This window comes from candidate division KSB1 bacterium (genome assembly GCA_016214895.1).
Taxonomy (GTDB): domain Bacteria; phylum Electryoneota; class RPQS01; order RPQS01; family RPQS01; genus JACRMR01.
The window spans coordinates 307999-329242 of sequence record JACRMR010000012.1 but is presented as its reverse complement, the minus strand read 5'-3'; the positions used below and the strand labels follow the sequence as shown (position 1 = coordinate 329242).

The following is a 21244-nucleotide window of genomic DNA, read 5'->3' as shown; positions in this document are numbered from 1 at the left end:
GATTTGCCTCGGGGACTTCGCTGGTTGATAGAGGCACTAATTGCTATGACATACCTCATGACACGGTCAGACCTGCCGCACGGCCGCTACCGACCCAGTTTGAAGGTGTCGCCGAGGTAGATTCGGCGCGCCTCTTCATCACTGGCCAGAAACTCGGCTGAGCCCTCTTTCAATAGCCGGCCGCTGTAGAGGAGATAGGAGCGGTCGGTGATGGCCAGGGTCTCGTGGACATTGTGGTCCGTGATCAGCACACCCAAGCCGCGGCCCTTCAGCCCTTTTACGATCTGCTGGATATCGTTGACGGCAATGGGGTCGATTCCGGCGAACGGCTCGTCAAGCAACATGAACTTCGGACGCGTGACCAACGACCTTGCGATTTCGACGCGGCGACGTTCGCCGCCGGAGAGCTGATACCCCTTGTTCTTCGCCACCTGCGTGAGCGTGAACTCTTCGAGCAATTGCTGCATTCGCTCCTGGCGTTCGCGGCGACGAATGGGGAGCAGCTCCAGAATGGCCATCAGGTTCTGCTCGACCGTGAGCTTGCGAAAGACTGACGGCTCTTGCGCGAGGTAGCCGATGCCCAGCCGCGCCCGCCGGTACATCGGCATGCGCGTAATGACGGTGTCGCCCAGCAGAATCTCTCCGCCGTTCGGCTGGATCATGCCGGTCATCATGTAGAACGTGGTCGTCTTGCCGGCCCCGTTCGGACCCAGCAAGCCGACAATTTCGCCGGTTGATACGTGCACGGTGACCGAGTCCACCACCGTGCGGCGGCCGTAGCGCTTCAAGAGATCGCGGCCGCGCAACACGGCGGCTTCGCGCAGCGCCTCGGGACGACTCCGCTCGATGCGAACATCGCTATCGTGTTCCGCCATCACGCCGCGGCCACCAGTCGGCGCCGCCGTTCATACAGGAAACAGCCGGCGACCAGTCCCCACACGAGGAAATGCGCGACGGTGGCGATCAACACGCCGCGCCGCTCGTACGTCCCCACGTACCGGTACTCGATTTCATGAGTTCCCGGTTGCAAGAACAGCCCGCGCACGTAGCCGTTCACGAGATAGATCCGGGCGGGTTTGCCGTTATCCAGCGCTTCCCAACCCGGTTCATAGTAGGCATCCGAGAATACCATGAAGGACGGGCCGGCGACTTCGGCGCGCAGCTTCACCCGGTGCGGAATGTACTCAGAGACCTCGGCCCGCCGCTGCACGCCGACCGCGATCGCGCCCGGCAGCGATTCATTAATAGTTGCCATGCTGTTCCATGCAAAGTCGCCGCGCGTCAGTCGTTGCAGCACCTGCTTGCGGTCGCTGATCGTTTCCACGGAGTCCACGAAATAGGCGCGTTCGAGCGCGTGGGAATTGCGATAGAGGATCCACTTTGCCTGTTGGTCCACAGCGACCTGCTCATAACCGAGTTCGGGCGGTAGTTGCCCCTCCGCGACGAAGTACTTGCAGTTCATCGCGGAGTAGCACTCGAAGTTGACCGGAACTTGCGGATCGCTGCCCTTGGTGAAGACGTAGTCTTGATAGTCCTGATAACTGCGCATCTTGGCGCCATGATAGCCGCCGAGCGACGCGACCTCCCATGCCGCCCACCGGTTGTCCTGTGCGATTCGACCGAGCGGCATCACCCGAAACACGCTCTTGTCCAACTTCAGCGCTTCGACCACCTTGTTGGGTTTCAGGCCGGCCAGTGCGTCTCCGGCCGGCTGCGGCTCGAAGAACTGATGGGAGAACCGCCAGAGGTCAATCAGCGTAATCAGAATCATCCCGATGAGGAACAGGTTCGGCTTCAGCTTGCGCGACAGGAGTGCCCAGCACGCGGCAAACGCGGCGGTCAACCAGAACAAGGAGAACAACAGGTCTTTCTTCAGCATGTCAAACCGAATCTGCCGGAGCTGCTCGAGTTGCTGCGGGTTGTATTGGCGCTCTTCACCGGCTTTTGCGAACGATCCGAACAGTCCGGAGAAGACTCCGCCGGCCACGACAAACAGCAGCAGCAGCGCCAAACAGACGACCCCGCCAATCAGGAATCGTTTCTTCCACTTTGGGTCTTCTCCGAGACCCAGTACGAACCGCAACCCGTAACCCGCCCACACGATGCCCGCCAGTACGGCCAACAGCAGGATCAGCGACGGTGTTCGGAACTTGTTGAAGAAGGGGAAGTGGTCGAAGAACAGGCCGTAGAAGGTCTCGAAGTGCTTGCCGAACGAGAGCAGCAAAGCAAACCCGGAAACCGCTAACAATCCCCAGAACAGGCGGTCCTTCTTCCCGAAAAAGGCCAGCACGGCGAACAGCAGCGGCACAACGCCGAAGTAGAAACTCGACGACGTGAACGGCATGTCGCCCCAGTAGTACGGGGATTTCAGACCGAACCACGACGGCACGACGAACGTGAGCAGCTCCTGTGGATGAAACGACCACATCGTCGCGTCCGCCATCGAATAGCCGGGCTGCGCGGTCTCGGCAAACGCCGGCGCCATGCCGCGAATCGAATAGCCGACGAACTTCAGGAGCGGGACATACCAAAGTGCCCCGACGGCGAAGCCCAGCAGCAGCGCGACGCCGATGAACGCGGCGGGCTTGAAGGCCAGCGCCAACGGACGCTCTTTCAGCTCAAAGATCAGCCAGACCAGATAGACGAGCCCTACCGCGGCAAAGCTGTAGAACAGGATCTGCGTGTGCCCCCCCACGGCGATTTGCCAGCCGAAGGCCGCCGCCAGCAAAGCCAGATCCAAGAGTCGCCGCTTGCTCATGACGTTCCACGTCAAGAGCAGAATCAGCGGCAGATAGATGAAGGTCATCATCTTTCCGCCGTGCGCAGCCGTCGCCAGCGAAATCAGATACGGATTCCAGGCCATGAGCAGTGAACTGAACAGCGAAATCAAGGCATCGAAGTTCAGACTGCGCATGAGCAGATAGGTGAACAGCCCGGCATAGAGGAACAGCGCGAGTAGCCAGCGCGCGCTGGAATGTTCATCGCCGAAGCCGCCCCAAAACAGCACTCGCGTGGTCACGACGTCCATCCAGTAGCGCGGCGAAAGATAGCGATTGGCCAGCGCGTACGGCATGCCCATGTGCTCGTAGTTCGAATAGCCGCCGGCGGCCAACGACGGAAAGCCCCCGAACACGTATGGGCACCAGAGCGGATACTCCCGCGCCTGCGCCTCCTGCACGGCGAATTCGTTCATCGAGGCGGCGGACTCGCTGTCATCTCCGCGCGAGAAGAGTTTGCCGTTGATTGCCATTTCCGGGAACATGATGAAGACCGCGAGGAAGATCGCGGCGCAGGCAATGGCGTCGCGCAGCCACGGCCGCATTGCGGAAGCAGGCGGCTCGGTCGCGGTGTGGGCAGGTTTGGTACGAGACTTCGGACTCGCCAATTGCTGATCTCCTGATAGAGCTCCGCTTCATCGCCGTTACGGAGCCGGAACCTAAGTGGTGAAATGAGGGCGCAGACTATCTGCGTGGCAGACCCGGCGCGCGGCGCGGCGGCGGCGGTGTACTCTGCGGTCGGGCGGCCGTAGTGTCGGCGGCGGCAGCGGCCATTAGTCGTTGCGGAGTGTAATTGCCTTCGGTGCCGCCCTCGACGCGGATCCGGGAGATCTTGTGCTCGTCGAAGAAGACGCGGAGCCGGTCGCCGGAGGTGATATTCAGTCCGCGCGGCTGGCTGTCTTCGCGCACGAAGTAGGTCGCGATGGCATTGCCTTCAATCAGCGCCCGCGAGATCCGCGAGCTGTCAACCCAGAGCGTCATCCGCTGGCCTTCCATCCGGTGCCGCGGCTCGCTGAATCCGCTGTCCGCGGGGCTGGTAGCGAGGGCGTTGCCGATCACCTCGACGCGATCCAGTACTTCGCCCTCGAAGTGCAATTTCAAGGTATCGCCGTTAATCACGTCCTGCGCCCGCGTTGCGACGGGTGAACCGGTGAGCACGGCGACCTTCTGCTGCGTGGAATAGACGAGGTCGGAACCGCTGGCGATCAGGCTGTCGCGTTCGATCGTGACCTTGCCGACGCATCGCGCTTGATCCAGCGCATCGTCGTAGATAACGGTATCGCCGTGGATTTCGGTCGTGACTCTCAGGGAGGAGTCTCGTTCGACCAGGACCGGGTTGCCTGCAACCCAGCCGTAATTGCGCTCGTGATCCAGGTAGCCGACCGCTCCGCTCAGCAGAATCCGCCGGTTCTCCTCGCGGAGTCTTACATCATCGTAGAGCCAGGCCTGCTTGAAGCGCTGGCGATACTTTGCCTTGCGGGCTGTCGCCGACAGCGTATCTTGCTGGTAGATGCGCACATTGCTCGTGGCCAGAACTTCCTGCGTGAAGTCGTTGTAAATGACTTCATCGGCGAGTAGCAGCCGGGTCGGATCGCGGAACTCGACGTTATTCGTGAAGATGACCAGACCCGAGTCCGGATAGTACAGCGCGTTCTGGCAGGTAACGGTCAGGCTGTCGCGAGTCATCATCACGTCGCCGCGCAACTCCTGCCAGCGCGTGCCGTTCGTTTCAAACGATTGCAATGAGTTGGCGCGCTCCAGCACGATCGGTGTGCTCTCTTGCGGCCATCCGCGCACGGCGCACACGACGAAGATCAGCGATAAGAGTCGGCGCAGCATCGACGTCACTCGTTCGCCGCGGTGTCCGGCGGCGCGCCCGCCGCGCTGTCGCGCTGAGCGCGCTGCTCCAGCTCACGGAAAGTTACGCCTGTGGGCTGCTCGATCTGCCAGTTTCGCAGGTGTTCGTCCGAGACAAAATGGCTGCCGAAGAGCGTGTCGGTCGGCGTGGAGAGCTTGACTGGAGCGTCAGAGATGATTCGTCGCGTCTTATTCTCCCAGCGCAGGAATTGCGTCTCCAGAATCTCGCCGCTATCGGACTTCGCGACCACGTGTCCCATGGCGACCATATCATGCTTGGTGTCGTCCGCGCGGGCTGAATCGGAGACGAGCGAAGTCGTGTGTTGACCGGCCTGGTTGAAGAAATCGATGTGTACTCTCTGGTCCAACAGCACGGTGGACTGCTTTTGGAATTTGCGGATTCGCCCGGCGCGCAGGATCGCGGAGGTTCGCTCGCTCTGATAGAAGCGGATCGTGGCGTTGTACAATTCCTGCTCCGGCAATTCACCCGCCGCTTTGTCGGCGTCCGGCCCGCCGATCTTAGTGCAGCCGCTGCACAGGGCAAGTGCTAACAGCGCGAGCAACGCGGGAAACGTCACCGGCCGATTCCCGATTTCAGCAGATCGTGCAGGTGGACGATGCCGACCACGTGGCCGTCGAGGGCGACGACCGGCAACACCAGGATATTGTATGCCTCCATGAGGTTCACTGCCCGGGCAACCAGGGTTTGCGGAGCGATGGTCTTGGGTCTGAGGGTAGCAACCTGCAGTGCTCGCGTAGTCTCCAGCTCCACTCCACGCTCGAAGGCCCGGCGCAGATCGCCGTCCGTGAAGATCCCGGCCAGTTCCCCCGCGGTCGAGAGGATGCAGGTGGCGCCGAGGCGCTTGCGCGTCATTTCGACGATGCACTCGCGCAGGGAGGCGTCGGCCGGACTGATCGGAATATTCTCGCCGGTGTGCATCACATCTTCGACGCGCATGCTCAGTCTTCGTCCCAGCGCGCCGCCCGGATGCAGAAACGCGAAATCCTGCGGCTTGAAATCCTTTTCAGTCATCAACGCCACCGCCAACGCGTCCCCCATCGCCAGCGTCGCCGTCGTGGAGGCTGTCGGAGCAAGGTCCAGCGGACAGCCCTCTTCGATCACGCTCAGATCGAGCACGACGTCGCATTTCTCGCCCAGCGGACTTCGCACTTCGCCGAGCAAACCGATGACGGGAACGTTCAGCAGCTTGAAATACGGCATCAGGTTCAACAAGTCGTCCGTCGATCCGCTCTTTGAGATGACAACCACCGCATCGTTCCGGGTGACCATTCCGAGGTCGCCGTGCGCGGCTTCGGAGGGATGCAGATACGACGACGGCGTTCCGGTACTGGCAAAAGTCGCGGAGATCTTTCTGCCGATGTGACCGGATTTCCCGATCCCCGTCACCACCACACGCCCCCGGGTAGCCGAGAGCAGTGCGACCGCCTTTTCAAATTCCGGGTCAATTCGTTCCGATAGCGCCCGCACTGACTCCGCCTCGATCCGAATCAGACGCGTGGCGACGGCCAGGCTCTCGGGTTTGATCCGTACCGGGACGGTGTGATCAATAATTGCCATTGAAGATGTCCTCTATGGACTGCTCCCACTTGCCCGCCGCCATCAACCACAGATCGATGAACTCCCGAATCGCGCCGTTGCCGCCGGGATGTCGAAGTACGACGTCAACGCGCGCCGCGACTTCGAAGTGTGCATCTGCCGGACAAGCGGACACCCCGACTCGCTTCATTAAGGGGAGGTCAATCAGATCGTCCCCGATAAAGGCGATTTCGTCGTCGCCGAGACCGCGCCGCTGTGCGATTTCTTCATAGACGGCAACCTTCTTCAGGTGTCCGAGGTGAATTTCATCCATCTTGAGGTCGCGGCAACGCCGGTCGGTTCCGGATGAGCGACGTCCGGAGATAACGCCAACGGCGAGGCCGTAGTTCTTGATCCAGACGATGGCGAAGCCATCCCGCGTAGAGTAGGTCTTCGCCTCGATTTCGGAGTCCGAGAGCGATAGGCGTCCGTCGGTGAGGACGCCATCCACATCTAATAGCAGAAATCGAATTCTGGATAGTCGGGCGCGCAGCTCGGGGGTCAGTAGGTCAAAAGGGGGCAAGGCGGTTGAGGTTCGCAGTTCCACCCGGGCGGAAACCATGCCCCGGGGTACAATTTTTGCTTGTATTCACTTAAGATACTGTTTTGCCTCGGGATTGTCAAGCCACTCCACCAGGTTGAGTGGTTCCCTCGGCAGCGGCCCCGAATCGAGTCGAGCCTCGCACGAGAATCTGCAAAGTTCAGGCTATTTAAGCATTTCGGTCGTTCCCGCCGTCTTGACTTTCTAACGGTTAGAACGTACTTTGGATACGGTATATTAATGACGGCAGTTTGGCCTCGTTCTACGGCAGTTTGATTGCGTCCTCGATCCCTCCTCGACACCCTTGCCATCACTACACTTCGAAACCGATAGCTCCACCGCCGAGTTCATCAATTGGCGGCCTTCTGCGCTGATGGAGTTCGCCAAGTTCGGCTACTCAGGCGCGGTTTACAATTTGGCGCGGAGCGGTATTACCCAGTTCACCAGCCTCGACAGCGTGCCGGGCGGACCGTTCCGGCCCGCACTCACGGGCCCGAACTTCGCCGGCCATGAGCGCCTCAAGGAAGTCATCGCCGAATGGTATGGGGCGCGGCCCGAAAACGTGCTGCTGGCCCAGGGGGCCAGCCAGTGCGATTTTCTCATCGCCGGGGCGGCCCTTTCCGGCGGCGGCGAGGCCATCTTTGAGACACCGACGTACGAACCTCCGCGCAACGGGGTGGAGGTTTGGAGTGAACGGGTAGTGGACCTTCCGCGCCGAATGGAGCACGGCTGCTTGCCCGACGCGGCGGAGCTCAAGTCACTCCTGACCGACCGCACGCGATTGGTCTGCCTCACCAACTTGCATAATCCGACGAATGTTTGCATGTCCGGCGATCTGGTGCGCGGACTTGTCGAAACGGCGTCAACGGTCGGAGCGACGGTGATGGTGGACGAAGTCTTTCTGCCCTGGATCACACGCGATCATCGGGAACATGGTTTTGCGTCGGGAGCGGTCTCGATCAACGGACTAGACAAATGCTGGGGTCTCGACGGGCTGCGGGTGGGTTGGGCCGTGGGACCGGCGGACCTGATCCGGCGCGCCTACCGGCTCAACAATCTGTTGGGCGTAAACCAGCCGTACATGACCGAGGATTTGGCCTGGCGCATCATGAGTTCGCCTGCTGCTATCGACTTCCTCATTCGGAACGCGGCCAAGCATGCCGAGGGCCGATCCCTATTCGACGAATTCGTTCGCCAGACACCTCGCGCGCACTGCGTGATTCCGGCCGCGGGCATTACGGCGCTGGTCATACTTCCTGCCGGCACGGATGACATTGAATTTACGCGCGGCTTGTTGACTGACGATGAGACGATCGTGTTTCCCGGATCATTGTTCAATGCTCCCGGTTCGGTGAGAGTTAGTTTTGGCGGGCCACAGCCCGAGATGCGCGAAGGGTTGGCCCGGCTCAGCCGTCGCATTCATGCACTATAAGATCTGATGGGAACTCCGATTCCTCTGCTCTTCGCACTGCTGTTCACAATCGTCGCCTCCGGCCTTTGCGGTGTCCCCGATCTGGGATCGCCCGCGCTGGATGTCATGGTGAAGTGGCGACAGCTGCCGGCCACGCTTGACGCGGCATCCTTGCTGCCGGAGCTGGATGCGCGAATCGAGGCGATCCACCCGGCGCTGCCGGTCAGCGCGCGTGAGGCTCCCGACCTGGCGCGGATCTGCGTTGTTCGTGCGCGGCAAGCCGCCGATGTTGCAGTTCTGCTCGCGATGCTGAGCCAGGATGTGCGCGTCGAATATGCGGAACGACGGCCGATCAGGTATGTTGACGGCGACGCCCGTGAACACGGGGGGCGGTCGCCGCTCGACGGCGTTCCCGACGATCCGTTCTACACTCAGCAGTGGGGTTTGCAAAAGATTGAGATGGAATCGGCGTGGAATCTAACCCGCGGCGATCCGACGGTGGCGATTGCGGTGGTGGATCTCGGAGTTGACTTCACACATCCCGAGCTTGCCGGTCAGAGTTGGAGCAATTCGGCGGAGCAGGCGGGCTGGCCGGGAGTGGACGACGATCTAAACGGCTACATCGACGATCTGTTCGGTTATGATTTCGTGGACGGCGATGGCGATCCGACTCCCAGTCCGCGCGTCCGGGATGAGTCGCACGGCACTCACGTCGCGGGCGTGATTGGCGCGCTGCGCAACAACGGGCGCGGCATCGCGGGGATTGCTCCCGATTGCAAAATCATGGGCATCCGTGCGGGTTCTAACAACTCGATTCCGTACGGATTCGAAGGCGTTTACTATGCTTGGCGCGCGGGAGCGCGGGTCATCAATTGCTCATGGGGCGGAGGCTCGGAGTCTGCTTACGAACGGGACGTGCTCAACCATGTGTTACAGCGCGGAGCCGTCGTCGTGGCGGCGGCCGGGAACAACATCAACGCGCGGACGAGTCCACATTATCCGGCCGCCTCGGAAGGCGTCTTGAGTGTTTCCGCGACGCGGCTTGATGATCGCGCCGCTGACTTCACCCAGTACGGGCCTTGGATCAAGCTCAGCGCTCCGGGTGTGGCCATTCTCTCGACGATGATCGACACCGTGGGCAACCCGGCCTATGACACCTGGCAGGGCACCAGCATGGCGGCGCCGTTTGTCAGCGCGGTCTGTGGCTTGGTCGTGTCGCGCTATCCCGGACTCACGGGCCTTCAGGTGGCGCAGCGCGTGGCGTCATCGGCCGATCCGATCGACGCGTTGAACTCGTTGGAGGCGGGTGGTCTCGGTTTAGGGCGATTGAATGCCTACCGCGCATTGGCGGATTCCGTCAGCGGAGTCCGAATCGCGTACACCGACTATCTCGAAATCGATGGCGACGGCGACGGGCATGTGGAACCGGGAGAATCCGCCGAGCTGGTTATCGGCGTGTGGGATGAGCTCGGGCCGCTGAGCGGCGTGCATGCCTTGGTCTTGACGCGCGAGGACAGCGTGGGCATCAACAACCCGCTGACGTTCTACCCCGACATGATCGCCGGACACACATTTGCGAACAGCCCGCCGGTTCGCATCACACTGCCGCCCGAATCGCGCTTCGACCGGGTCATTCCCATCAGCGTGGACTTTCTCGCGGCGGACAATCGCCTCATCGGCCGCGCCACGACCGACGTGATCCTCGATTCGACATTTGTGGTGCTGAGCTCGAACCACCTCCAGCTCGGATTTGCGGAGCACGGATCGCTGGGCTATCATGACTATACGAATCGTCGATACCTGGGGCCGGGTCTGCGACTTTCGGAACGTCCGACCGGCGCGTTGTATCACGGTTCGTTTGTCCTGGCCGCGGACGGACAGGTAATCGACAATTTCTTCGGTGATGCGGAGTTTGCCCGGTTCGATTGGACCGCGATGCCCGATAGCTTCGCGCGCGTAATCGCTTCTCCCCGCGCCGATCGGGAAGTCCGGACGACGTTCGAAGATCGCGGAGCCGCGCTGCCGCTGTTCGCGCGGGTGCAGGCCTCCGGTCTGGCTTTCGCCGGCGACGACCAAGCCGATTACCTGAGTCTCGAATACGTCGTTACCAACCGTTCCGTGAATCGCTGGGACTCTGCGTTCGTCGGACTCATGATGGATTGGGACCTGGGGCCGTCATCGCGCAATCGCGCGCAATTCGACACCCCGTCGGGCATCGCGGTGGTTTCCGCCACCGCACCGGGGCAGCCGTTGATCGGGCTGGCGGGTCTGAACACACCGCTCACGGTCTATTCCGTGCTCAATAACCGCGAGCAGTTGACCCCTGCTGCTGGTTGGGATGATAATCGCAAGTGGCAGATTTTGCAGTCCGGAATCGGTGCCTCGCCGGGCACGGAGTTCGATTTGAGTCTGGTCACGGCAGTGGGACCGTTTGAGCTGGAGCCGGGGGCGAGTCGCACAGTGGTATTTGCGGTCGCGACGGCGGGCGACATGGCCGGGTTGCAAGCTCGGGTGGACTCAGCCCGCGCACATTATGGACTGCCCCCGGCGCCGGACGTCCGGCAGCCGATCGCGGTCGAAACGCCGCGGCTGTACCCGAATCCGCTTCCCGCCTACGGCCAACTGCGCTTGCAATTGCCGCTCGGGCAAACCGCGTCCGTAGTCTTCTACAACTTGCTGGGGCAGGAGCTGTTGCGGTATTCCAACATCGTCGGCGGTCCCACTGCGATCCGGCTCGACCGTTCGCCGTTTGCTCCTGCCTCCGGCCTGGTCCTTTATCGAATCGAGACGGCATCCGTTCGCGTCGCAGGAAAGCTGCTCATTCTCCGCTGATCGCGGCATATCCCTTGCAGCGGCGAATCACGATATTTATGCAGACACTCCTCAATCCATACCATCGACGTTACCGCCTCGGGTGGTTCGTGCTCGCCGTGGCGCTGGACTGCCTGCTCGCCCTGGCACAGCCGATTCCTGAGGTCATCGGTATCGGTCTCTCGGGTTCACCGACTGCCCGCGATACGGTGGTGGAAGACTCCGACAGCCTTTACCTGATCATTTCTCACACTCCTTCCACATACTGGACGGTGAGCGAAATCGGCCTCGCCGCGGCCACGCGGAATCAGGTGCTGTTGCACGGTTACACGGGACCGGCCTGCACGGGGGCCCGCATCATGGTGCTGCCGGTGAACGTGGACCGGATTACCTATGTGTTCATGCCGGATTCGGTTCCACCTCGCTTAAGTGTGCGGGCGTCGCTCAAACCGCTGGTCGATGGTCGAGTGCTGTCCTTCCAGGCCGAATTGGCGGTGATGTCGAATGATACCGCGCACGTCGATACGTTCTCGGCTCATCGCGTTTCGTATGTCACGGTCCCGGGCGCAATCGAGACTCAGGATTCGGTGGATGAGCTGCATTCCGGATTCATCACGTTTCGGGATTCTCGCACGGTTCCCCCGGAGCTGCTGGAGCCGGTCGATCGCTCTTCGATCAGCCGCTTTTTTGACGTGGTGTACAGTCAGCCGGAGTGGGCGGACACCTTTCGGCTCTACCTCGTGATCGAGAACGTCGATCCGGACGCGCACGAGCAGCACATCCTGACGCTGGAAGATTTCAGCGATGGCGCGAACAAGCGCGTGCAACTGGATGCGTTTCATCTCGGCGATTCGCCGGACGTCCATTCGCTTTCGGGCGGCGATTCGCTGACCCCCGACGCGAGGTTCCGGTTCCTGATCGCCTATTCCGATGTCAACAACAACCCGGAAGCGGCGGACAGTGCCATCACGATTCAGGCGGACTTCCTGACCCTGCCGCCGAATCTTATCGAGCCGCGGCAGGGATCCGAGAGCGGAGACTCCACCGTGCTCGTTATCTACCAGTTGCCCGAAGCCGCGGATTCCGTGTGGCTGAGTTTCGTCATGGACACCCTGTCCGTGCGCGTTGACACGCTCGAGCACCACCTGCTGCTGAATCGCGAGAACTACTTCGCCGGTTTACATACGCTGTTGTTGGATGGCCGGTCGATCGGGACCGGCTCGGATCACATCGAGTACAATCCGAACGGCTTCGATGACCGGCTGATATCGCAAGTGGTGTACAACGTCAGCTTGAGCTACGGCGATCTCGCGGGCAATGAGAACTCCGGCGACACGGAGCAAGGCTACATCTGGCCGCAGGACGCGACGACGCTCACGCCGACGATCGAAGCCCCGATCACGGGGCAGCGGTTTAATCAAACTGTGTGGATTCAAGTGCAAATCCCCGAGGCTCCGCTGCCGGGGAGCGTCGTGCTGTCGTTTATCGCGATCGGCGGCACGGACCCGGGCTCCCCGCGGACGGTCCATCTCGGTGAACTGGCGAGCCGGGGACGCACGGGGTTCTTTCTCAACGCGGCGGACCTCCTGTCTTCGGATCTGGTCACGTCTGTGGAGGGGGCAGGAACGCCGGGCGAGAATAACCAGCTCTATGACGGCTCGCGATACACATTGCGGGTCGGCTACCAGGATCTGGGCGGAAACGCCATGGCTTATTCGTTCGTACGCGTTCCGGTTTACGACAATAGTACCTCGCCGGTGATCATCAATTCGCCAGCCGAGGGCGATACTATTTCCTACGCTGGACTGCTCGTCAACTGGGATCAAGATGAAGTGGCGTCTCCGGGCACGCTCCGCATTTCGCTTACGCAGACGGGCGGACCCGAATTTGACACGGGCTCTCCTCACACGGTGTTTCTCTCTGACGTATCGGCCGAAAACGACAAGATCGTTGTCTTAGTGCCATTGCAACTTTCGTTTGGCGTCGGGATCGATTCGGTCCAAGGCGGAGAGTCGCTGGTGCAGCGCGGTGTGTACATGCTCACCATCGAGTACCGTGACGCGCTGGCGAATCCGCCGCAGGCGATGTCGGTCACGGATCTCCGCTTGCCGAGCGGATCAAGCGTGCTGGTGCGCGGCGGCTCGTTGGGCGTGGAGCCGGTAGTCCCCGGCGAAGTGGATCGACTCGCGTTCTATCTCGGCCTTACGGCACAGGAAGGTCAGAGCGCGCTGCGCGCGGTGAGTTTTTCGGTGGGCGGTGACATGGACCCGGCTGACTTGCAGCCGGCCGGCACGCGTCTGTGGTGGAGTCAGGATTCGGTCTTCAGTCCCGGCGCTGATCAGCAGATCGCGGTGCTGGGTCCGTGGTTCGGCGGGGCCTTCGAATTCTCCGGATTTTCCGTTCCCCTGAGCGGATCGGAGACCTTTCTTTTTACCTCGATTTCGTTTGCCGCGGCGGCGAACGCCTATCATCGCGTGCGGCTCTCTGTCGCGTCGCCGCAGCAGATCGACTGCGGCGGTGATCCGGTGATTTCGACGACCTGGCCGATTGGAATGCGCGACATCGCCTTACCGGTGACATTCACGGGCTTCACCACCGAACAGGACACCGCCTTCGGCGCGCTGCGCGTGATTTGGACCGTGGCATCGGAGCTGAACAACGAAGGCTTCAATCTCTATCGTCGCCTGGACGGCGATACCACCTACATTCCGACGGCGTCGTTTACGGACTATTCGCAACTGGTCGGACGCGGAACGGCGGCGACCGCGTGGCGGTACGTGTTCACGGAGCGCGGGCTCACACCCGGTGTCCGCTATTTCTATCGGGTCGATGCCGTTTCCGTCGGCGGCGAGGTCAGTCGTTACTCCGTCGAGGCGGAAGGCGTGCCCCGGGTTCCGCCCGCCAATTTCAGCCTGTTGAACGCATTTCCGAATCCGTTCAATCGCGACGTGACGATCAAGTATGTGATCCCGCGCACGGCGGCCGTCGAACTCATTGTCTATGATCTCACCGGCCGCACCGTGCGCACTCTCGTACGGGCCTTGCAGCCGGCATCGGAGTATGCCGCGAGCTGGGATAGCCGCGACGACCACGGCATGCCGCTGCCCTCCGGGGTCTATTTCTATCGTCTGCGCGCCGGATCGATCTTCGACGAGACGCGCAAGCTGCTGTTGCTTCGTTGACCGGGAGTCCCCAGCTGTATCCGGAGTGGACGTCTCCGGTCGCTTCGCTTCTCTGATTTGCCGCGAACACCAACGGGCCCGAATCCTCCTCTTCGCATTTCATGAAGGACACTCTCCAGGCGGACGTTTTGATCGTGGGTTCGGGCATCGCCGGACTCAGTTTGGCGCTGAAGCTTTCGCAAGTCGCGGACGTGATCCTGGTCACGAAGAAGCAGAGCGCCGAGTCCGCCACGAATTGGGCGCAGGGCGGGATCGCCGCGGTCACGGCACAAGACGACGACATTCAACTGCACGTCGAGGACACCTTGCGCGCGGGCGCGGGGTTGTGTCACGAGGACGCGGTGCGCCTCGTGGTGGAAACGGCGCCCACGCGGATTCGGGAGTTGATGGAGCTGGGCGTTCGGTTCTCGCGTCATGAGGGCGAGTTGTCATTGGGGCGCGAAGGCGGGCACAGTCGGTCGCGCATCTTGCATCATCGGGACCGCACCGGGATGGAGATTGAATCGGTGTTGCTGCGTCGTGCTCGAAAATCCGGCCGGTTGCGCGTCCTTGAGCATCATCTGATGATCGATCTCCTGATCGACCCGCATCCGCGCGCCGGCGAATTGGCGCGCACGCCGCGCTGCTATGGCGCCTATGTGCTCGAGACGCGGAAGAACTTCGTAAAGACGATCACGGCCCGGGCGGTGGTGCTGGCGACCGGCGGTTCGGGCACGGTGTATGAGCACACCACCAATCCGACCATCGCGACCGGCGACGGCGTGGTGGCGGCCTGGCGGGCCGGAGCGCGGGTCGGAAATCTCGAATTCATGCAATTTCATCCGACCACGCTCTATCAACCGGGTTCGGATGACAAGCCTCGCGAGCTGATTACGGAAGCGTTGCGCGGACATGGAGCGCTCCTGAAAAACCTCGACGGCGAGCGCTTCATGCTCAAGTACGACGAACGCGGCGAGTTGGCGCCGCGTGATATCGTGGCCCGGGCGATTGACGCGGAAATGAAAAAACGCGGCGAGCGCTATGTGCTGCTCGACGCGTCTCATCTCGATGCGCCCGGATTGCGGCGCGAGTTCCCGCATATTGATACGATTTGCCGCGGTCACAATATCGACTTCACGGCCGATCCGATTCCGGTGGTGCCGGCCGCCCACTATCAGTGCGGCGGGGTCGTCACGGATCTGCGGGCGCGCACCTCAATTCCCGGCCTATTCGCGATCGGGGAAGTGGCCATGACCGGCGTCCACGGTGCGAACCGCCTCGCGTCAAATTCCCTGTTGGAAGCGGTCGTCTTTGCGGATCAGGCGGCGGCCAGTTGCGGCGAATGGCTGCGCGAGTGTCCGCCCGCGCCGGAAGCCCAATCGTGGTCGGAGGAAGGCACAGTGAACTCGGAAGAGTGGATTCTCGTGCAGCACGACCGCAACGAAATCCGCAAACTGATGTGGGATTACGTGGGTATCGTGCGCTCGACGTTGCGCCTGCAACGGGCGCGGCGCCGACTCGACCTGCTGGTTGACGAAGTGACGGACTTCTACCGCCGGACGAGGATCAGCGCCCCTTTAGTGGAATTGCGCAATTTGGCGATCATGGCCGATCTGATCGTCTCTTGCGCTCAAAGCCGCTCGGAGAGCCGCGGACTGCACTTTATGAGCGACCGGCCGAACTCCGCGGCTCAGTCTCCGCCGCAAGATACGGTGAAATCACTCTATCCCGCTCTGCTTTCGCTCGTTTCAGATCAATAAGGTCTCCGGCGATCAGCGCGAGGCCGATCAGGAGCGGAATCGATCCGACTCCAAACAGCTCATTCGCATCATTCTCGGTCGCGACGATTCCCAGCGTCATCAATCCGAGGCCGATGGAACACCAGACCAAACCGGACCTGAAGTAGCGGCGTTTCTTCGCGAACGCATCGTCCATCGGGACGGGCAGCCCCTTTTCCAGTGCGATCATGCGCTCGTCGTGCAGCATTTTCGCTCGCATGCGGCGGGTCCGGTTGTCGGCCAGCACGAACACGATGACCACGAGAAAGCTGCCGAGAATCCCGATGATCGGAATCATGATGGCCAGTTCTTCAGTACTCATAGCGACTCCTTGAGTTGTCGTGGGGCGGCATGGAGCATATAACTCTTGATCCTGCATTGGTTTACGTTAACACAGGTTGAGCATGCGATTGCCCGCCACCCAACCTGTAGAGTACGAATGGGCGAGTAATGTTGCGGTATGCGGTTGAACGAGCCTTCATTGTACATGCTGAAACATTCCTGCAGGCGAACGGTCTAATCTTACGAGACGATTAGCGGAGAACCCAGGCCACGCAATGCGGAGTGACGAAGCGGAGCTACTGCAGCGCCTCCGCACGGGCAGTGACCAGGCCTTTGCCGAGTTGGTGAACCAGTACAAAGGGCTGGTTCTGAATCTTGCTGCCCGGATGACGGGTCGGCAGGACGCAGCGGACGACTTGGCCCAGGAGGTCTTCTTGCGAGTCTGGCGAGGACTTGGTTCCTTCCGGGGCGAGTGCAAGCTCTCAACATGGATTTATAGGATTACGCTGAACTTATGCATCGCTGAGAGCAAATCGGCGCGGGCTCGGTCGCAGTTCATCCAAGTGGATGATCCGGGTCATGAAGCGAGTTTGATGATCCCTTCCGGGGACAATCCGTTCGCCGAGGAGGTGATCCTGAAAGAACGCCTTGGCCCGCTGATTGCGCGGATGCCTGAACAATACCGGACCGCGATCTCGCTTTATTACTTGAAGGAATTTTCGTATCTTGAGATCGCCGAGGTGATGGACGTGCCGATTGGGACCGTAAAGAGCTATCTTTTCAGAGGCAAAGCTTGGCTGCGCGACCGGCTGCTGGGGCGGCAGATCCGCGAGGTGGATGAACTATGACGACTGAGCAAGCTTACGATAAACTGGCTGAGTACGTTGACGGCGGCCTGACGGTTGCCGAGCGACGTGAAGTCGAAGGATTTGCCGCCATCGACGAGGATTTCGCCGAGGCGATTATTCTCTGTCGGACGGTGAATCGTGCGCTGGAGACTCAGCAGGAGCTCACCCCACGAGTTGATTTCACGCTGAATGTGTTAAAGAAGTGTGGAATCGTGGAGGACCTTGTAGAAACTCCTCGTCGCCGGATGTTGAATTTGCTCGAGATGTGGGCGCCTGGTCTGGCTCTTGCGGCAGCATTGGTTCTGGGTGCCAACGCGCTCTGGGAGACGGTTGTCTCGGTGTGTTCCACGCTCGGCGGAGTGATTGGCGGCGTGACCGGCTGGACGGTATTTTCGAACCATCCGATGGCCGTTCTCGGCCTCGTCGCTCCGGTGATGGTGGTGGTAGTGGTGGCAACGATGGTTTCAGATCGCTGGCGATATTCCCGGTAGGGTGCTCGCTCGGGGCGGGATCTCGGTGAATCGGTTCAGGGTTACCTGTGGGGGTGATCCGATTCCGGCGCATCGTGCGCGATCCGGTTCCGAAAGGGCATAAGCCGGACGCGGCTACTGGAACTGGGTTGCAGGAGGCTGGACTCCGTTGGGAGGCAGCCGAATGCGCGGTCGGTTCGGTGACCAGGTGTACAGCATTGGCCGCGCCCTCTTGGGTGTGGCTTTTTCTTTTTGCAGACTTGGCCTCTCGTCAGGTACGCAAACAATGCAGGTCTTGCAGATTTTGCAGTTGACGGAAATTTGTCAGCTCATGTTTTTCATGGGATTAGGTGCCCTTGAAATGCGATCGTGGAGGATTCTGAACAATGTCAGGGTCGTGGCCGTACTGTGGAGTGTGCAAATCGAGGCGGGTTTTGGACTTGATAAAGTTGAGTTACGGTAGTACCTTCTCGTCCACTAATAATACAGTAAACCACGTTCCCGTGGGGGGTACCGTACCTTGTGCGGGGAGGAAAACTCAAAAGGAGTGAGCATGCTGAGCAGATTTCATCGTCGGCGGAGTGATAAGGGATTCACCCTTATCGAAATCCTCATCGTGGTCGTGATCGTAGCGATTCTCGCTGCGATTTCGGTTCCGATCTACGTTGAGTACGTGAGAAGCGCGCGCGCATCGGATGCCAAGACGACCATCAATGCGGTCTGGCAGGCTGCCCAGGTCTTCTATCAGGACAAAGGCGACTGGCCGTCCACGATCGAGGAGTTGCAGCAGGAGAAGTACCTTGAAATTGCGCAGTCCACGGCTTTGCAGTGGACGTTTGCGTTGGTCGGGGCCCCGCCGGTGACGATCACGGCGACGTCCACCGAGCAGATGCGCGGTGGGTCGGGACATCAGGTGATTTACAATGTCCAGGACGGCACGTGGCTCGGCTACGGTCTGCCGGAAGAGAACCAGTAGGTTTTGGCCGGAGAAGATGATGTGGTCGCCGGGGCGTTCGTGCGCTTCCCGCCCCGGTGACCGCCCTCTTGCTGGAAGCGAAATCGACAGCGGGAGATGATCGGGGGTCGGACGTCAGACAGGAATCGGGAAGAATAGCGGGTCGCACTGTGGACCCGGGAACGGATAGCGCGGTTGTCGTCGGCGGTCCGCCGGCGGCAGGACAGCAGAAAGAAGGCATCGTGGCCGAAGTTGCAACAGCAAGACGCTTAGACATATACGACCTGCTTCGCTTCGCGGTAGATCAGGGTGCGTCGGACTTGCACCTCTCCGGCGGGTCGATTCCGATGATCCGTGTTCACGGTCGCATGCGCAAGTTGAATCTGCCGCGGTTGGACAATGAGACGATGCTCTCGATTGTTCGCACGGTCCTGACGCGCGATCAGCTCGAGCGGTTCGAGGAGATGAAGGAAATCGACTTCTCGGCGAAGTTGGAGAGTATCGCTCGGTTTCGTGTCAACGTTTTTCAGCAGATCAATGGTTTGGGTGCCGTGTTTCGGACGATTCCGACCGATATCCGCACCTTTGAGGAGTTGGGGCTGCCCGAGGTCATGCGCGACCTCGCCGATCGCGACCGGGGCTTGGTCTTGCTGACGGGTCCGACGGGTTCGGGCAAGACGACGACGCTGGCGACGATGATCGACTGGATCAACGAGTACAAAGAGCTTCACATCATTACGATTGAAGACCCGGTCGAGTTCTTCCACGATTCCAAGAACTGCATGATCAACCAGCGCGAACTCGGGGCGAACACGCACTCGTTCGCCAACGCGTTGCGTGCGGCGTTGCGTGAAGACCCCGATGTCATTCTGGTCGGAGAAATGCGCGATCTGGAGACCATTTCGCTGGCGTTGACGGCGGCGGAAACGGGTCACTTGGTGTTTGCGACCTTGCATACGTCGAGCGCGGCGAAGACGATCGACCGCGTGATTGACATTTTCCCGGCGGCCCAGAAGACACAGGTTCGCTCGATGCTGGCGGAGTCGCTGGAGGCCGTCGTGGCCCAGAAGCTGCTGCCCAAGAAGGGCGGTGAGGGTCGAGTCGTGGCGGCGGAAATCATGGTGGCGACGACGGCGGTTCGCAACCTGATTCGTGAGGACAAGATTTATCAGATTCCGTCGGTCATCCAGGCCGGCGGCAAGTCCGGTATGCAGAGTCTGGATCAGGATTTGACCCGGTTGATGCATAAGGGGCTGATTACCCGCGAGACGGCGGCGCATGTGGCGGAGAATCCGAAGCTGTTCGAAGTCAATCTTCAAGAGTAATCTGCAGGTACTTTGGCGTCCCGCACCGCGGGGCGGCAAGGCGCAAACAGACAGTCCTTCGACTCGTCCGTGTCGACCGGGCGAATCACCAACAGTGGGGAGGAAATCGATGAAGATGAAGCTGAAATGGCAGCGCGGAGAGGCCGACATCGTCAGCGTCGCGGTGGGGTTGGTCATCTTGTCCATCATCGTGGCGGGCACGTCGTCCGCGATGATCTACGGTCGCGACGTGCTCATTCGCCAGGAGAATGAGAAGGCCGTCGCGTACCTGTTGCGCGGATTCGTGGATGAGTGGCAGTCGCGGATCCAGATGGAAGAAGATGAGCGCAGCGCGACCAACATGGGCCGCACGGTCAACGAGCGGACTTCGGTCCTGACGACGGCGGTCGCCGGCGGAAACACACCGCCGTTGGTGGTGGACTTGATTCGGGAGCCGGTTCGGGCTGTGGACGTTCTCGAGACAGGCCAGGACATTGACTGGTACACGTTGAAATGCCACGCCCGCTGGAGCGAGCACGACATGCCGGGTGGCGAGGACGACCGGTTCCAGGCGCGCGAGCTGACATTCGTTACATACATTGTGATCCGGTCATGAAGGGGGCCAACATGACAACAACACAAACACAAGACTCAGGGATGCCGGCGGTGCGCAGCCGGCGGCGGCGGGATGCCGGGTTCACGTTCGTCTCCACGGCGATTACGACGATCATGGCCGGCGTGGTATTGCTGGGTGGCTGGGTGGCGTATCGCAGTTTTACGATGCAGATCAAGGTCGCCAATGCGGACCGCCAGATGGATCAATATGCGCAGTCAACGTTTCTGGAGCTGACCAACCTTATGGGGTGGGGCTGGGATGCGGTTCAGATTCAGGGCGGCTCGCGTAATCCGATTTGGAAGGTGCGTTTCTACGATCGCGGCTCGCCCGGCACTGACTTCGCGAGGAATTGGCGTTACGGCGGTCGTCTGCAAGACAGCTTGATGACGATCACCTATCGTGCCAGTCGAGGCATTCTGCTGGGCGGTCGTGAGCCGCTATGGTATGGATCGGGGCGAAGCGAGCAGTTCGTATTCACGGGGCAGCGACCCCGCCACGACGAAATTGCGACCATGGGGCGTTATGATCGGATTACGGTTGAAGGCTTCACCATGGATTACGTGCGGCCCAGTCACGATCTGAACCTGCGCAAGCTTGGCTCCGTGGACATCTCCATGACTTTGCAGTACCGGTATCGCCCGCCGGGGCGGGGGGACGGCTTGTTCGGGCTGTTCGAGCAGGAGTACGTTCGGGAACGGACATACCAGACAAGCGTTTTCATGCGCAACTGGGACACGAGCGTGAATCCGCAGGCCGACGAGGTCCTTGGCCGTAATCCTTAGAGCATCATTCGGCGGTGCCGCGGCGAGCCTCAACTGCCGCGGCACCGACCCTGT

The 21244-nt window shown here is 60.8% G+C and carries 18 protein-coding genes; 11 read left to right on the top strand and 7 right to left on the bottom strand.

Translation table 11 applies throughout. The features are described from left to right. Nucleotides 1–86: 86 nt before the first annotated feature. The 6 genes from lptB to HZB60_07595 all read right to left on the bottom strand — a co-directional run bounded on the left by lptB (nt 87) and on the right by HZB60_07595 (nt 6778). Nucleotides 87–875: an LPS export ABC transporter ATP-binding protein gene (gene lptB, locus HZB60_07620; protein ID MBI5059629.1), complete on the bottom strand. Its 789-nt coding sequence runs from the start codon at nt 873–875 to the stop codon at nt 87–89. After that, nucleotides 875–3385: a hypothetical protein gene (locus HZB60_07615; protein MBI5059628.1), complete on the bottom strand. Its 2511-nt coding sequence runs from the start codon at nt 3383–3385 to the stop codon at nt 875–877. The genes lptB and HZB60_07615 overlap by 1 nt, the downstream gene beginning before the upstream one ends. Before the next feature lie 76 nt (nt 3386–3461). Further along, a complete protein-coding gene (locus HZB60_07610; GenBank protein ID MBI5059627.1) occupies nt 3462–4616 on the bottom strand; it encodes a hypothetical protein in 1155 nt (384 codons plus the stop codon). Nucleotides 4617–4621: 5 nt separating this feature from the next. Then, nucleotides 4622–5212, bottom strand: a complete 591-nt coding sequence (gene lptC / locus HZB60_07605; GenBank protein ID MBI5059626.1) for an LPS export ABC transporter periplasmic protein LptC — start codon at nt 5210–5212, stop codon at nt 4622–4624. Further along, complete coding sequence (locus tag HZB60_07600) at nt 5209–6213, bottom strand: KpsF/GutQ family sugar-phosphate isomerase (GenBank protein ID MBI5059625.1); 1005 nt, start codon at nt 6211–6213, stop codon at nt 5209–5211. Before HZB60_07600 ends, lptC begins: the two co-directional genes overlap by 4 nt. Continuing rightward, a complete protein-coding gene (locus HZB60_07595; protein ID MBI5059624.1) occupies nt 6200–6778 on the bottom strand; it encodes an HAD hydrolase family protein in 579 nt (192 codons plus the stop codon). Before HZB60_07595 ends, HZB60_07600 begins: the two co-directional genes overlap by 14 nt. Nucleotides 6779–7076: 298 nt before the next feature. Between HZB60_07595 and HZB60_07590 the strand changes: the two genes are divergently transcribed. The 4 genes from HZB60_07590 (at nt 7077) to nadB (ending at nt 15915) form a co-directional block, all read left to right on the top strand. Next, nucleotides 7077–8204, top strand: coding sequence for an aminotransferase class I/II-fold pyridoxal phosphate-dependent enzyme (locus tag HZB60_07590; protein ID MBI5059623.1), 1128 nt, complete (start codon nt 7077–7079; stop codon nt 8202–8204). A 6-nt stretch (nt 8205–8210) separates the two neighbouring features. Next, nucleotides 8211–11015: a S8 family peptidase gene (locus HZB60_07585; protein ID MBI5059622.1), complete on the top strand. Its 2805-nt coding sequence runs from the start codon at nt 8211–8213 to the stop codon at nt 11013–11015. A 38-nt stretch (nt 11016–11053) separates the two neighbouring features. Then, entirely contained in the window at nt 11054–14176 is a 3123-nt protein-coding gene (locus tag HZB60_07580) for a T9SS type A sorting domain-containing protein (GenBank protein ID MBI5059621.1), read from the top strand. 101 nt (nt 14177–14277) lie between these two features. After that, nucleotides 14278–15915: an L-aspartate oxidase gene (nadB, locus tag HZB60_07575; protein ID MBI5059620.1), complete on the top strand. Its 1638-nt coding sequence runs from the start codon at nt 14278–14280 to the stop codon at nt 15913–15915. On the opposite strand, the gene HZB60_07570 is transcribed toward nadB, so the two are convergent. Further along, nucleotides 15818–16255: a hypothetical protein gene (locus HZB60_07570; protein MBI5059619.1), complete on the bottom strand. Its 438-nt coding sequence runs from the start codon at nt 16253–16255 to the stop codon at nt 15818–15820. The genes nadB and HZB60_07570 overlap by 98 nt on opposite strands. Nucleotides 16256–16556: 301 nt before the next feature. Between HZB60_07570 and HZB60_07565 the strand changes: the two genes are divergently transcribed. The 7 genes from HZB60_07565 (at nt 16557) to HZB60_07535 (ending at nt 21190) form a co-directional block, all read left to right on the top strand. After that, the gene (locus tag HZB60_07565) at nt 16557–17063 is read left to right on the top strand and encodes an RNA polymerase sigma factor (protein MBI5059618.1); all 507 of its coding nucleotides are present in this window, start codon (nt 16557–16559) and stop codon (nt 17061–17063) included. Then, on the top strand, nt 17060–17554 hold the full coding sequence (locus HZB60_07560) for a hypothetical protein (protein MBI5059617.1): 495 nt from the start codon (nt 17060–17062) through the stop codon (nt 17552–17554). The genes HZB60_07565 and HZB60_07560 overlap by 4 nt, the downstream gene beginning before the upstream one ends. 163 nt (nt 17555–17717) lie before the next feature. Beyond that, the gene (locus HZB60_07555; protein MBI5059616.1) at nt 17718–17996 is read left to right on the top strand and encodes a hypothetical protein; all 279 of its coding nucleotides are present in this window, start codon (nt 17718–17720) and stop codon (nt 17994–17996) included. Nucleotides 17997–18086: 90 nt separating this feature from the next. Continuing rightward, entirely contained in the window at nt 18087–18509 is a 423-nt protein-coding gene (locus HZB60_07550) for a prepilin-type N-terminal cleavage/methylation domain-containing protein (protein ID MBI5059615.1), read from the top strand. Between the two features lie 221 nt (nt 18510–18730). Further along, nucleotides 18731–19813, top strand: coding sequence for a type IV pilus twitching motility protein PilT (locus HZB60_07545; GenBank protein MBI5059614.1), 1083 nt, complete (start codon nt 18731–18733; stop codon nt 19811–19813). A gap of 109 nt (nt 19814–19922) precedes the next feature. Beyond that, a complete protein-coding gene (locus tag HZB60_07540) occupies nt 19923–20408 on the top strand; it encodes a hypothetical protein (GenBank protein MBI5059613.1) in 486 nt (161 codons plus the stop codon). An 11-nt stretch (nt 20409–20419) separates the two neighbouring features. Beyond that, the gene (locus tag HZB60_07535) at nt 20420–21190 is read left to right on the top strand and encodes a hypothetical protein (GenBank protein ID MBI5059612.1); all 771 of its coding nucleotides are present in this window, start codon (nt 20420–20422) and stop codon (nt 21188–21190) included. Nucleotides 21191–21244 lie beyond the last annotated feature (54 nt).

What these genes read in the sequence shown, in the direction of transcription:
- lptB (MBI5059629.1), bottom strand. Translation starts at nt 875, where the DNA reads ATGGCGGAACACGATAGCGATGTTCGCATCGAGCGGAGTCGTCCCGAG.
- HZB60_07610 (MBI5059627.1), bottom strand. Translation starts at nt 4,616, where the DNA reads ATGCTGCGCCGACTCTTATCGCTGATCTTCGTCGTGTGCGCCGTGCGC.
- HZB60_07600 (MBI5059625.1), bottom strand. Translation starts at nt 6,213, where the DNA reads ATGGCAATTATTGATCACACCGTCCCGGTACGGATCAAACCCGAGAGC.
- HZB60_07585 (MBI5059622.1), top strand. Translation starts at nt 8,211, where the DNA reads ATGGGAACTCCGATTCCTCTGCTCTTCGCACTGCTGTTCACAATCGTC.
- HZB60_07580 (MBI5059621.1), top strand. Translation starts at nt 11,054, where the DNA reads ATGCAGACACTCCTCAATCCATACCATCGACGTTACCGCCTCGGGTGG.
- nadB (MBI5059620.1), top strand. Translation starts at nt 14,278, where the DNA reads ATGAAGGACACTCTCCAGGCGGACGTTTTGATCGTGGGTTCGGGCATC.
- HZB60_07570 (MBI5059619.1), bottom strand. Translation starts at nt 16,255, where the DNA reads ATGAGTACTGAAGAACTGGCCATCATGATTCCGATCATCGGGATTCTC.
- HZB60_07560 (MBI5059617.1), top strand. Translation starts at nt 17,060, where the DNA reads ATGACGACTGAGCAAGCTTACGATAAACTGGCTGAGTACGTTGACGGC.
- HZB60_07555 (MBI5059616.1), top strand. Translation starts at nt 17,718, where the DNA reads ATGCGCGGTCGGTTCGGTGACCAGGTGTACAGCATTGGCCGCGCCCTC.
- HZB60_07550 (MBI5059615.1), top strand. Translation starts at nt 18,087, where the DNA reads ATGCTGAGCAGATTTCATCGTCGGCGGAGTGATAAGGGATTCACCCTT.
- HZB60_07540 (MBI5059613.1), top strand. Translation starts at nt 19,923, where the DNA reads ATGAAGATGAAGCTGAAATGGCAGCGCGGAGAGGCCGACATCGTCAGC.
- HZB60_07535 (MBI5059612.1), top strand. Translation starts at nt 20,420, where the DNA reads ATGACAACAACACAAACACAAGACTCAGGGATGCCGGCGGTGCGCAGC.